General features: G+C 74.8%; 6 protein-coding genes. 3 read left to right on the forward strand and 3 right to left on the reverse strand.

Features of this window, described 5'->3' with window-relative positions; genetic code table 11:
- Positions 1-3 precede the first annotated feature (3 nt).
- The 3 genes from ABZX96_RS14615 to ABZX96_RS14625 form a co-directional block, all read right to left on the reverse strand.
- Positions 4-6,522 (reverse strand): type I polyketide synthase, encoded by a 6,519-nt coding sequence (locus ABZX96_RS14615; protein WP_355543390.1) that lies wholly within the window; start codon positions 6,520-6,522, stop codon positions 4-6.
- An 888-nt stretch (positions 6,523-7,410) separates the two neighbouring features.
- Entirely contained in the window at positions 7,411-8,892 is a 1,482-nt protein-coding gene (locus ABZX96_RS14620) for a HAMP domain-containing sensor histidine kinase (protein ID WP_355543393.1), read from the reverse strand.
- Entirely contained in the window at positions 8,889-9,683 is a 795-nt protein-coding gene (locus ABZX96_RS14625) for a response regulator transcription factor (RefSeq protein WP_355543395.1), read from the reverse strand. Before ABZX96_RS14625 ends, ABZX96_RS14620 begins: the two co-directional genes overlap by 4 nt.
- Positions 9,684-9,843: 160 nt before the next feature.
- On the opposite strand from ABZX96_RS14625, the gene ABZX96_RS14630 reads away from it, so the two are divergent.
- The 3 genes from ABZX96_RS14630 to ABZX96_RS14640 all read left to right on the forward strand — a co-directional run bounded on the left by ABZX96_RS14630 (position 9,844) and on the right by ABZX96_RS14640 (position 12,518).
- Positions 9,844-11,223 carry a ferredoxin reductase family protein gene (locus ABZX96_RS14630; protein ID WP_355543398.1) on the forward strand — a complete coding sequence of 460 codons (1,380 nt, stop codon included), beginning with the start codon at positions 9,844-9,846 and terminating at the stop codon, positions 11,221-11,223.
- 58 nt (positions 11,224-11,281) lie between these two features.
- On the forward strand, positions 11,282-11,725 hold the full coding sequence (locus ABZX96_RS14635; protein WP_355543401.1) for an FMN-binding protein: 444 nt from the start codon (positions 11,282-11,284) through the stop codon (positions 11,723-11,725).
- A gap of 97 nt (positions 11,726-11,822) precedes the next feature.
- Entirely contained in the window at positions 11,823-12,518 is a 696-nt protein-coding gene (locus tag ABZX96_RS14640; protein ID WP_355543499.1) for an FAD:protein FMN transferase, read from the forward strand.
- Positions 12,519-12,988: the final 470 nt, after the last annotated feature.

Below are 12,988 nucleotides of genomic sequence, written 5' to 3' on the forward strand. Positions count from 1 at the left end.
TGGTCACCTCGAAACGGCCGGGTCGCGTTCGCCGGTCTCCGGCGGGTGCGGGGCGGCGGTGGGTCCGGCGTCCGGGCCGGCGTGGTCCTGCCCCGGGTCCGGGTGCAGCCGGTCGAGGAGGTAGTGGGTGAGTGCGGAGGCGGTGGGGTGGGTCCACATCACCGTGCTGGGGATGTCCAGGGCCGTTGCGCGTTGCAGGCGGTTGCGCAGGGCGATGGCCATGAGGGAGTCCAGGCCCAGGGTGACCAGGGACGTGTCGGCGTCGAGCCGGTCGGCCTCCACCCGGAGCACGGAGACGATGTGTTCGAGGACCTGCGCTTCCAGGATGTGGTGGCGTTGCTGGGCGCCGTCGGCCGTCTTCAGCGCTTCCAGCAGGACGCTGCGGGAGCCGGTGACGCCCGCGTCCGCCGAGGCGGCGGCCAGGTCGGCGAAGAAGGCGGTGCGGGCGGTGGCGGGGTAGGACTCCAGCCACCGGGGCAGGTCGGCGGGGGTGTAGGCGGTGCGGGCGCGGTCGTGGGCGAGGATGCGTTCCAGGGCGGCGATGCCCTCCGCGGGCGCGATCATGGTGTAGCCGCGCTGTTCCATGACGGTGCCGCGGCCCGCTTCCGCCCACGGGCCCCAGTTGACGCACGTGGCCGGCAGACCCTGGGCGCGGCGCCAGGAGGTGAACTCGTCCAGCCAGGCGTTGGCCGCCGCGTAGGCGCCTTGCCCGGGGTTGCCCAGCAGGGAGGCGGCGGAGGAGAAGGTGACCCACCAGTCGAGGTCCTGGTCCTGGACGGCGTGGTGCAGCAGCCAGGCGCCGGTCGCCTTGGGGCGCCAGACCTTCTCCAGGAGGGCGGGGCCGATGTTGGCGGCGGTGGCGTCCTCGACGACCGCCGCCGCGTGCACGACGCCACGCAGCGGGAAGCCGGTGGCCAGCGCGGCGCGCACCAGGGCGTCGGCGGTGCCCGGTTCCGCGAGGTCCCCGTTGACGACCTCCAGGCGGGTGCCGGAGGAGTCGGCGAGGGCGTCGAGAGCGGCGCGGGTCTCGGGGCTCGGTGCGCCGCGGGAGGCGAGGACGACCGCCCCGGCGCCCCGCTCGGCCAGCCACCGGGCGACCAGGAGTCCCAGCCCGCCGAGCCCGCCGGTGACCAGGTAGCTTCCGCCGGGCCTGACGACGGTGGCATCCTCGGGCCGCACGGGCAGGGTGTCGGTGCCCTCGGTGGGCCAGGTGAGGACGAGTTTGCCGGTGTGCCGGGCGGCGGCCATGGTGTGGAAGACCGAGGACGCCTCGGCGACCGGGTGATCGGTGCGGGGCAGGAGCGGCAGCGTGCCGTCCGCGAGCATTCCGGCGAGTTCGCGGTAGCCCACGGCGAGCACCTCCGGGTCCTTCCGCAGCATCAGCAGGAGGTCGACGCTCGCGAAGGTGACGTTGCGGCGGAAGGGCAGCAGGCCTAGCCGGGTGTTGGCGTAGATGTCCCGCTTGCCGAGTTCCACGAAGCGGCCCTGGCGCGCCAGCAGGTCGAGGCCCGCCGTCTGGGCGGGGCCGGTGAGGGAGTTGAGGACCACGTCGACGCCGCGGCCCGCGGTGAGGTCCCGTACCTGGTCGGCGAAGGCCGGCGTGCGGGAGTCCATCACGTGGCGGACGCCCGACCGCCGCAGGTAGGCCCGCTTCTCCTCGCTGCCCGCGGTGGCCAGGACGTCCGCGCCGCGGGCCCGTGCGAGGTTCAGCGCGGCCAGGCCGGTGCCGCCGCTCGCCGAGTGGATGAGCGCCGTCTCCCCCGGCCGCAGCCGGGCCAGGTGCCGCAGGGCGTACCAGGCGGTCAGGTAGGCGCAGGGCAGGGCCGCCGCGTCCGGGGTGCTCACCGTGTCCGGTACCGGCAGGACGCAGTCGGCGCGGACGGTGGCGAAGGAGGACATCACGGCGGTCCGGGTGCCGTCGACGAACATCGCGGCGACGCGGTCGCCCTCGCGGACGTCCCGTACGCCGGTGCCGACGGCGGTGACGACGCCCGCGCCGTCGAACGCGCAGACCTCCGGCCCGTCGTCCTCCGTGCGGAACTGCCGGTAGACGCCCATGGCCTGGAGCACGTTGATGAAGTTGACGCTGGTGGCGTCGAGGCGGACCTCGACCTCGCCCGGTCCGGGTCGGCGGCGGGGCTGGGCGACGAACTCGAAGGAGTCCAGGTCACCGGGGCGTGCGAGGTGGAGGGCCACCCGGTTCCGCCGCCGGTCGACCGTCGCGCGGCGGCGGTCCCGCTCGTCCATCGGAGTGTTGCGGAGCCGGGCCAGGTAGCGCGCTCCGCCCCGGTAGGCGACCTCGTCCTCCTCGTCGGGGCAGGACAGCAGTTCGGCGGCCACCTGCCGTACCGGCGTGTCCGGTGCGACGTCCAGGACGCTGGGGCGCAGTTCGGGGTGCTCGTAGCTCAGGACCCGCGTCAGGCCGCGCAGGCCCGCCTGGCCCAGGTCCGGCCGGTCGCCGGGGGCGACCTGCTGGGCGGTGCCGGTGACGGTCCACAGGCGCGGTGCCGTCCCGCCGTCCGTGGCCCTGGGCAGGGCGCGGGTCGCTTCCAGCAGGTGGGCGACGCGGTTGCGCGCCTCGCGGTCGGGCGCCGCTGCCTCGCCGGTCGCGCCGGGGGCCGGCAGATAGACCACTGCCTGGAGTGCCTGCGCACCGGTCCCGGTGAGCGCGGGCGGCTCGTCGCCGCCGCGGTCCGCGCGGACCGCGGGCGGCGTCAGGACGCGCACCGTGGCGCCGTGCTGTCGCAGGGCTTCGCCCAGCTCGGCCGCGGACGCCTCCCGGCCCGTCTCCGCCATGAGCGCCCAGGCCCCGGTCGCCGCCTTCGGACCGGGCGGTTCGCGGGTCTCCCAGACCGTTTGCAGCAGACGGCCGGCGAAGCGCTCCTCGGGGCTTTCGGCGGGTACGTGGTGGAACTCCACTCCGGTGGCGTCCGCGACCACGGTGCCGTCGTCGGCGAACAGCCGGAAGTCCGCCGTGTACCGGCCGCCGTCCGCCTCTTCGAGCGACACCAGGCAGTACCCGTCGAGCGGAACCGTGCCGTACAGCCGCAGTGCCTCGATACGCCGCGGCAGGATTCCTCCGGCGGGCAGACCGTCGGTGCGCAGGACGGCCGCGGCGACCGCCTGGAGGCAGGTGTCCAGCGCGACGGGATGCCAGTGGAACTCCCGCGCCCCGGCCCGGCCGTCGTCCGGCACCTGGATGCGCGCCAGCAAGCGGTCCGGTTTCGGGCGGTCGGCGGTCCCGCCCCGCGGCGCACTCGCGTGCAGGCTCCGCAGGCCCAGGAAGGACGGCCCGTGGAGCACACCGCGCTCCTCGCGCATCTGCCGGTAGATCTCCGGCACGTCCACGGCGTGGGGGAACTCCTCCGGCAGCCGCAGGGGATCGCGGCCCCGCGGTGCCCGTTCGTCCTCGGGCATCCTGTGCAGGCACGCTCGGGCGTGCCGGACGACGGTGCCGTCGGCGGCCGTGCCGACCACGCGCCAGCGGGCGCTGTCGGGACCGGACGCCTCGGCGGTGGCGGTGACGCGGGTGCCCTCCGCCGCCGGCAGCAGGAGCCGTTCCAGGTCGACGCCGGTGACGCGCAGGCGTTCCGGACCGGTGCCGTACAGGTCGGCCGCCGCCGCGACGGCCATCTCGCACAGGGCGGCGCCGGGCACCACGACGACGTCGTTCACACGGTGGTCGGTCAGCCACGGCAGGGTCGTCGGGGTGATCCGGGCCTGCCACAGGTGGCGTCCCGCGCCGTCGGGGTCCGTGGTGTGCGGTCCGGTGAGCGGGTGGGGCGTGGGGGACGTCCGCCGCAGCGGGGAGGGAGCCACGACGTACCGCTTGCGGTCCCACGTGGTGGGCGGGACGTCGGCCAGGGACCCCTTGCCGTAGCGGTCGGCCCAGTCCAGCGGGTGGCCGGCGCAGTGCAGCGCCGCCACGTGCGTGTGGAACGCCAGCTCGTCGTCGGTGTCGCGGAGCAGGGACGGCACCACGGCGGTGCCGGTGCGGCCGTGCGCGGCGAGGGTGGCCTGGACGGGCTGGAGCAGGACGGGGTGCGGCCCGATCTCCACGAACAGCCGGTGGCCGTCCTCGGCCGCCGCGTGCACGGCGTCGGCGAAGCGCACGACCCGGCGGAGGTTGTCCGACCAGTAGGCGGCGTCGAATCCGGGCCGGGACCGCGGGTCGTCGGCGACGGTGCTGTAGAAGGCCGCCGTCGGCGTCGTACCGGTGACACCGGACAGCGCGTCGGCCAGGTCGGGCAGGATGGGGTCCATGTGGGCGGTGTGCGAGGCGACGTCCACGTCGACCACGCGGACGCCGATGCCGCGCGCGTCCCAGTCGCGGGCCAGGTGGCGGATGCGGTCGGCGTCCCCGCCGATGACGGTGTTGTGCGGTGACGCGACGACGGCGACGGTCGCGCCCTTCTCCTCCTGTTCGGCCAGCAGCCGCTCCACCTCGGCCGGGCCCAGGGCGACCGAGGCCATCAGGCCCCGCCCCGCGGTCCGCAGGATCAGGCGCGACCGGCGGCAGATGACCCGTACCCCGTCCCGGACGCTCAGCCCTCCGGCGGCCACCGCCGCCGCCACCTCTCCCATGGAGTGACCGATCACGGCCGCCGGTTGGACACCGTGGGAGCGCCACATGGCGACCAGACCGAGCTGGAGCGCGAAGATCACTGGCTGCACCCGGTCGAAGCCGGTCACCACCTCGGGCCGGGACAGCGTCTCCCGGAGGGAGAGCCCGGATTCCTCGGCGACCAGCGGTTCGAGTTCGTCGATGACCCGGGTGAAGTGCGGATCGCGGTCCAGCAGCCGCTGGCACATTCCCGCCCACTGCGAGCCGTGCCCGGAGAAGACCCAGACCGGCCCCGGCCCGGGGTCCGGCACGGCCCGGCCGGTCGCCACCCCGGCGGGGGCCGTGGTCCCGGCCGCCAGCTCCTCCAGCCTGGCCACCAGTTCCGTCCGCCCGGTGGCGACGATCGCGGCGCGCTCCCGCGCGGGTGAGCGCCGTACGGCCAGGGTGTGCGCGACATCGCCCAGCGGGACGTCGGCCCCCTCGCTCCGCAGCCACCGGGCCAGGCGCCCGGCCGCGGAGCGCAGGGCCGCCGCGGTGCCCGCGGAGAGCGGGAAGACCCGCGGCGAGTGGCCGCCCGGGGTGTCCTGGGCGAGGCGGTCACGGGTACGGCCGGACGCGGTGGACTGGCCCTGGCGGACGACGCGGCGGGCCGGGCCGGGAGCCTCTTCGAGGACGAGGTGGGCGTTGCCGCCGCTGATGCCGAACGAGGAGACCGCGGCCAGGCGGGGGCCGCCGCGCACCGGCCACTCGGCGGTGTCGGTGGGGACGAAGAGCCGGGTGCCGCCGGGGTCGATCTGCGGGTTCCAGCGGCGGAAGTGCAGGCTGGCCGGCACCAGGCCGTGCCGCAGGGAGGCGATGGCCTTCAGCAGCCCGGCCACGCCCGAGACCGGCTCGGTGTGGCCGATGTTCGTCTTCACCGAGCCCAGCGCGCACCGGTCGCGGCCCTTGCCGTAGACCGCGGCCACCGCGGCGAACTCGATCGGGTCGCCCACCGCCGTGCCCGGCCCGTGCGCCTCCACCATGCCGACGTCACCGGCCTCGACGCCCGCACGCCCCAGCGCCAGGCGGTAGAGGTCGATCTGGGCGGGCTCCGACGGGGCGCTCAGCCGGGTACCGCGGCCGTTCTGGTTGACCGCCGTACCGCGCAGCACCGCCAGCACCCGGTCCCCGGCCCGCCGCGCGTCCGCCAGCCGTTTGAGCACGACCACTCCGCAGCCCTCGCCGCGTACGTAGCCGTCGGCCTCGGCGTCGAACGCGCGGCAGCGCCCGTTGGGGGAGAACACGCCCCACCGGGCGGGGGCGGTGACCCCCTCCGGGCCGAGGGTCAGCGACACGGCACCGGCCAGCGCGACGTCCGACTCGCCGGCCCGCAGGCTCTGGCAGGCGGTGTGCACCGCGACCAGCCCGGACGCGCAGGCGCTTTCCACGACGGTCTGCGGCCCCCGCAAATTCAACATGAACCCGACGCGTCCGGAGCCGATGCTGTCGAAACCGGTGTACATCGCATAGGCGTCGACCTCTTCCAGGGACCGCTGCACCCGCAGCATGTAATCCTTCTGGTACATCCCGAAGAACATGCCCGTCGGCGTTCCCGAAAGCCGCCGCACCGGAATACCGGCGTGCTCGATCGCCTCCCAGACCACTTCCGCCAGCAGCCGGTGTTCGGGGTCCACCCAGGGGGCTTCCTGCGCGTTGATGCCGAAGAATTCCGGCTCGTAGGCGTAGACATCGTCCTCCAGGAAGCAGCCGTACCGCAGCCGGTCGGCCACCTGGACCGGCAGCCCCTTCAGTTCCCCTTGTTCCCAGCGCTCGGCCGGCACCTTTCTCCTGGTGTCCCGACGGTCCCGGAGCAACCCCCACAACAAAGCCAGGGAAACGGCCTTGCCGGGAAATCGGCAGGCGGCCCCGACAATCGCGATCGGCTCCTCCTGATTCACCATGCCGGTTTGCGTACTCATAAGACTGACCTTTCTCCCCCTGGGGGCCTGGAAGGCAGCCGGACCGTTTCTCCGCCGCGCCGACGGGCTTCGCACGTACCCTCCATTGCGTCATACGCTCGACCGCCCTCACAGGGCGCACTATTGACGGGGAGTAGCACGGCCAAGAACGCCAAGGATTTCCGTGCGTCGAATCCAACCGATCCGGCGCGTTTACCGGCCGACCGGCCACCGGGACCCGGCCGGCGACCATCCGGCCGCTTCACGGCAATTGGCCGGCCGCGATATGCGGCCGATCCTCGGCACCTCGGTCGCGCACCGCGTCGCGCTCATCCTGGCGCGACCAGCGCGACGGTGCCGCCTCAGGCGCCCGTGCCGTGAGGGAGCGGACTGCCTCGAATTCAACTGCGCGTCCACTCGGGCATCGAGCCGAGATCAAGCGTCATTTCCGGTGCGGCGCGGGCAATCCACTCCTGCGAGATGTCTTCGGTTGCCGGGAAAACATAACATTGCGCGTCTCGCCCTGTTCGCCCTGGAAAACCTCGACGAGAGAGCTCCGAGATACGGACTCGTAGACGTGCCCCCAGAAGGCGGGCCGTGGGACACGGCCATCAAATAACGGCGAGATCGAGGGACTTGGCGCGTTCTGCACGCACGGCGCCATAAACCTCGGCCCGCGTGAACGCAGGGCAACCACGCGCCCTTTTCCGCAAGTCGGGGCCGAACCGCGGAAGACCTGGTCGCGGCGTGAAGTCACCGGCTTCGCACCGGGCAGAGCACGCGGTCACCGGTCGGTCAGGCTTCTGAGGGCGCCGACGACAGACCGTGCGCGCGGCTGCCGTGGTTGTGCGCCGCCTCGCACACGAAACGGCAATCGCATGCGCCGCTCGTACCGCTGGAGTCACCTCTTCAGTCAGTCGGCCCGGCCGGCCGCTCGGGCTCGGGCACGGACGGCAGGTGGAGGTGGAAGCGGGTGTGGCCGGGGCGACTGGTGACCTGGACGGTGCCGCCGTGCGCGGCGGTGACGGCCCGGACGATGGCCAGGCCGAGGCCGGTGCCGCCGGCGGTGCGGGAGCGGCCGTGGTCGGCGCGGACGAAGCGGTCGAAGATGTCGGCCTGCGACGCCGGGGGGATACCAGGGCCGTTGTCGGTGACGGTGAGCCGCGTCTGCGCGCCGTCCGGGGACAGGGTGATGGCCAGGATCACCTCGGTGCCCGCGGGGGTGTGCGTGCGGGCGTTGCCGAGGAGGTTGGCGATGACCTGGTGAAGGCGGTGGGAGTCGCCCAGGACGTGGACGGGTTCGGGTGGCAGGTCCAGCAGCCAGCGGTGGCCGGGCGCGACGGCGCGGGCGTCGTCGACGGCGTCGAGGGCGAGCCGGGTGAGGTCCACCGGCTCGCGGGCCAGCGGGCGGCCCGCGTCGAGCCGGGCGAGCAGCAGCAGGTCGTCGACCAGACCCGACATGCGTCGCGCTTCGGACTGGACGCGTTCCAGCGCGTGCCGCACGTCCGGAGGGAGCGGGCCCTCGTACCGCAGGGCGAGTTCGGCGTGGGCCCGGACGGCGGCGACGGGGGTGCGCAGCTCGTGGCCGGCGTCGGCGGCGAACTGCCGCAGCCGTTCCTCGCTCGCGTGCCGGCGGTCGAGGGCGTCGCCGACGTGGCCGAGCATCCGGTTCAGCGCGGTCGCGACCTGCCCGACCTCGGTGCCCGGGTCGCTCGCAGGCAGCGGCGCGGGCAGCGCGACCTGCCCGCTGGCCAGGGGCATGCGCGTGACTTCGGCGGCGGTCGTGGCGACCCGGTCCAGGGGCCGGAGGGAGAGCCGTACCCACAGGGTGCCCGCCACCGCCGTCGCGGCCAGGGCGGCGCCGAACACCAGCGCCTCGACCATCTCCAGCCGGTGGACGGTGTCCTCGACCGGACGCAGCGGCAGCCCGGTGATCATGACGTCGCCGTCGTCGCCGGCCACAGCGGTGACCCGGTAGCGCTCCAGGGCGCCGAGCCGGACGGTGCGGCTTCCCCCGCCGACGGGAACGGCGGCCAGCGCCCGGCGGTCCTCCTCCGCCAGCGGCACGGCCGCCTGGGCGTCGTCGCGCACGACGGCGGCCTGCGTGACGCGGCCGTGCAGCAGCCGGGCGCCGAAGGTGCCGTTCGCCTGGCCCCGGGTGTCGGGGCGGTTGTCCGCGTCCGGGCTCTCGCCGTGCTCCAGGCTGGCGGCGAAACGGCCACCGGACGCGTTGAGCTGCTGGTCGAGGCGGCCCACCAGGAAGTGTTCCAGGGAGATGACGGTGGTGGCGCCCACAGCCAGGCACGCCGCGGCGAGGAGCACCACCAGTCCGGCGGTCAGCCGGGCCCGCAGCGAACGGGGCGGGCGCGGGAGGCGGCGCCGCTCGCTCACGCGCGCCCGCCCGCGGAGCGGTACCCGGTGTCCCGTCCGGCGGGCGACGCGCCTCCTTGCCGGGGGGCCTGCTTGAGTACGTATCCCACACCCCGCACGGTGTGGATCAGCGGCTCCCGACAGGCGTCGATCTTCTTGCGGAGGTAGCTGATGTAGAGCTCGACGACATGGGCCCGGCCGCCGAAGTCGTAGGACCAGACCCGGTCCAGGATCTGTTCCTTGGACAGGACCCGGCGCGGATGGCGCATCAGGAACCGCAGCAGCTCGAACTCCGTGCGCGACAGGTCCACGACCTGGCCCGCCCGGCTCACCTCACGGGCCTCCTCGTCCATCACCAGGTCCGCGAAGACCAGCCGGTGGTCGCCGGGCGCGTGCGTCATGCCGGCCCGGCGCAGCAGTCCGCGCAGCCGGGCCAGCACCTCCTCCAGGCTGAACGGCTTGGTCACGTAGTCGTCGCCGCCCGCCGTGATGCCCGCGATGCGGTCCTCCACCGCGTCCCGGGCGGTCAGGAACAGCACGCAGAGGCCGGGCGCGCGCTCGCGCAGCCGGCGCAGCACCGCGATCCCGTCGATGTCGGGCAGCATCCAGTCCAGCACCACGGCGTCGGGGTGGAAGGCCGCGGCCGTCTCCAGCGCCGAAGTACCGTCGGCCGCGGTGCGGACCTCGCACCCCTCCGCGCGCAGCGCGGCGGCCAGGACGTCGGTGAGGTCCGGTTCGTCGTCGACGACGAGTACCCGGGCAGGGGTGCCGTCGGGCCTGTTCAGGGCGGGTGGCGAGGGGTGGTTCCGCATGGTGCCTCCAGCATCTCCCGGCATGGCCGCGGGCGGGGCGGGCCGGGCCTCTGAGTTTCCTCTGAATGCCGCCGCGGGCCGCCCGTTCAGAAGGTTCTCAGAGCCGGGACGGCGAGGCTGGCCCTCCGAACGGTCCAGCGCACGAAGGAGAGACGCCACCGTGGCCGACCTCGTCCCCGCCCGCGGCACCGCCGCCCGCCCCGGCTCCCGCCACCGCGGCACCCCGCGCCGGGCCCGTCCCGACCCCGGCCCCCTGCTCGCCCGGCTGCTCATCGCGGCCGGCGCCGCGGCGGTCCTCGCCCTGTGGTGGGCCGACACCCCGTCCGTGGCCGGGCCCGCGGACTGGCTCACCAACGGCGGACGCGTCACCGGCCTCCTCGCCGGGTACGCCAGCGCCGTCCTGCTCGCCCTCATGGCCCGCGCGCCGCTGCTCGACCACGCGATCGGCACCGACCGGCTGGCACGCTGGCACGCGTACGGCGGCCGATGGACAATCAGTCTCGTCCTGGCCCACACGCTGCTGATCCTGTGGGGCTACGCGCTCACCGGCCACACCGGCCTCGTCGCCGAGACCTCGGCCGTCGTCCTGCACTACCCCGACATGCTCAAGGCCACCGCGGGCTTCCTGCTCTTCCTGCTGACCGCCGCCGTCTCCGCCCGCGCGGTACGCCGCCGGGTCGGCTACGAGACCTGGCACTACCTCCACTTCGCCACGTACGCGGCCGTCTTCCTCGCCTTCGGCCACCAGCTCTCCAACGGCGCCGACTTCGCGGGCGACGGACCGGCGCGGGCCGCCTGGTACGCGCTGTACGTGGGGGTGGCGGCGCTGGTGGGCTGGTACCGCTTCCTCGTGCCGCTGCGGTCGGCGTACCGGCACCGGCTGCGCGTCGCCGCGGTCCGTCCCGAAGCGCCCGGCGTCGTCTCGGTGTACCTCACCGGCGAACGGCTGGAGGAACTGGGAGCCCGGCCCGGACAGTTCTTCCGCTGGCGTTTCCTCGCCCCGGGGCTCTGGTGGACGGCCTCCCCCTACTCGCTGTCGGCGCCCGCCGCTCCCGGGTTCCTGCGCATCACCGTCAAGGCCGTCGGCCGGCACAGCGCCGCCGTCGCCGGACTGGCGCCGGGCACCCGCGTCTGGGCCGAGGGCCCGTACGGCGGCCTCACCGCCGCCCGTGCCCGCGCCCGCAAGTCGCTCCTCATGGCGGGCGGCGTCGGCATCACCCCGCTGCGCGCCCTCTTCGAGACGCTTCCCGGTGACACGGCCCTGATCTACTGGGCCCGGCGCCCCCAGGACCTCGCCCTGCGCGGGGAACTCGACGCGATCGCCGCGGATCGCGGCGCCCGCGTCCACTACTCCGTCTCCGCCCCGGCCGGTCACGCGCTCCCCCTCACCGCGCCGGCCCTCGTCCGGCAGGTGCCCGACCTCGCCGAACGGGAGGTGTATCTGTGCGGCCCGCCCGGCATGACCGACGCGGCCCTGACCGCCCTGCGCGCCGCGGGCGTACCGCGGCGCCGCGTCCACCACGAGTCCTTCGCCTTCTGAGACCCGTCCCGGCTTCCGGCGAGACCCCGATCTCCGCACCCCGTCCCAAGGAGAGACCGTGCGCAAAGCCGCCGCCACCACGCTCACCAGCGTCGTCGGCATCGTCCTGCTGCTCTCGCTCAAACCGCACCAGGCCGCCGCCCCTTCCGCGGCCCCCGCCCCGTCATCGGCCGGCGGCCCGCACTCCGCCCCCGCCCCGGCGGGCCCGGGCGGGGCCGGGCGCACCTTCACCGGTGATGTCGTCGGCACCCCGTACGGTCCCGTGCAGGTCGCCGTCACGCTCAAGGGCGGGCGGATCGTCACGGTCAAGGTGCTCCAAGTGCCTTCCGGGAACGGACGCGACCGGGAGATCGCCGCGACCGCCGTACCGCGGCTGACGCAGGAGGCCCTGAACGCCCAGAGCGCCCGCGTCGACGCCGTGTCGGGCGCCACCTACACCAGCGAGGGATATGTGCGGTCCCTGCAAAGCGCCCTGGACCAGGCCCATGGGCACGCCCTCTGAGCCCGCGGCGGCCCGGGCCGCCGAACGTCCCGTCGGCGGGTCCCGCTCCGCCTCCCAGGGCTCCCGTCACCCCGGCCTCCGTCACGTCGAGCACGTCATGGGCACCGTCTTCTCCTTCGACATCCGCGACCGGCCGACCCCCGCCCTCGTCTCCGCCCTGCGGCAGGCCGTCGCCTGGCTCCACCACGTCGACCGGCTCTTCTCGACCTACCGCCCCGACAGCGCCGTCAGCCGCCTCGCCCACGGCACCATGACGCTCGACGAGGCCCCGAATGTGGTCGCGCGCGTCCTCCGCCTGTGCGAGGAGGCGGAAAGGCGCACCCGCGGATGCTTCACCCCCCGTCCCGGAGGGCGCCTGGACCCCTCGGGGCTCGTCAAGGGCTGGGCCGTCGAGGAAGCGTCCCGGATCCTGCGCGCGGCCGGCGCGGCCAACACCTGCGTCAACGGCGGCGGCGACCTCCAGCTCGGCGGCGAGGCATCGCCCGGCACGCCTTGGCGCGTGGGTATCGCCGACCCCCGCCGCCCCGGCCGCCTCCTGACTGTCGTGACCGGCCGTGACCTGGCCATCGCCACCTCGGGCACGACGGAACGCGGCTGCCACATCACCGACCCCCGCACCGGGGCCCCGGCCACGAAGGCCCTCTCCGCGACCGTCACCGGCCCGCACCTCACCTGGGCCGACGCCTACGCCACCGCCCCGGTCGTCCTGGGGCCCGAGACCCGGCAATGGATCGCCGGCATCCCCGGCTACAGGGCACTGATCGTGCCGGCCTCACCCCGGCGGGAGAACTGAGGTCCCCGCCGGCAAGAGGCCCGCCTGAGCCCGCACCGGCCGGCAGGCGCGTCCACGTCGGCGTGACGACCCGGCGAGACCGCTGCCGCCGAGCCCCCTGAGACCGGTGCGGGCCGTCGCCCGGCTCGGGGACGCTCCGGGAGGAAGCCAGCCGCGCCGCGGCGGCCGGTCCCCGCGCGGGGGCCGTCGGTCCGCGCCCGCGTTCCCCGCCCCGCGAAACCGTCTCCCGCCGCCCATTCGGCTCCGGCGACGCCGCCCGGCACCCCGCCACGCCGTGGGCGGGACCGCCCGCCGCGCACCCGCTCTCGTCCGTCCACGCCACGCCCGAAGACAACACGCCACGCCACCGTGGTGAGGACCAGGACCTTGCACCGGTCATCTCCGTGCGAGCCGAGGTGAGCCGATGGTTCGCTCTCCCTCCGGTTGTCACCGGCTGGATCAGCTCCCACGCTTCGTCCGGCAGGCCACGC

Origin of the sequence: Streptomyces sp. NPDC003077, assembly GCF_040611095.1 — a bacterium.
Classification (GTDB): Bacteria; Actinomycetota; Actinomycetes; order Streptomycetales; family Streptomycetaceae; genus Streptomyces.

What these genes read in the sequence shown, in the direction of transcription:
- ABZX96_RS14615 (WP_355543390.1), bottom strand. Translation starts at nt 6,522, where the DNA reads ATGAGTACGCAAACCGGCATGGTGAATCAGGAGGAGCCGATCGCGATT.
- ABZX96_RS14640 (WP_355543499.1), top strand. Translation starts at nt 11,823, where the DNA reads ATGGGCACCGTCTTCTCCTTCGACATCCGCGACCGGCCGACCCCCGCC.
- ABZX96_RS14625 (WP_355543395.1), bottom strand. Translation starts at nt 9,683, where the DNA reads ATGCGGAACCACCCCTCGCCACCCGCCCTGAACAGGCCCGACGGCACC.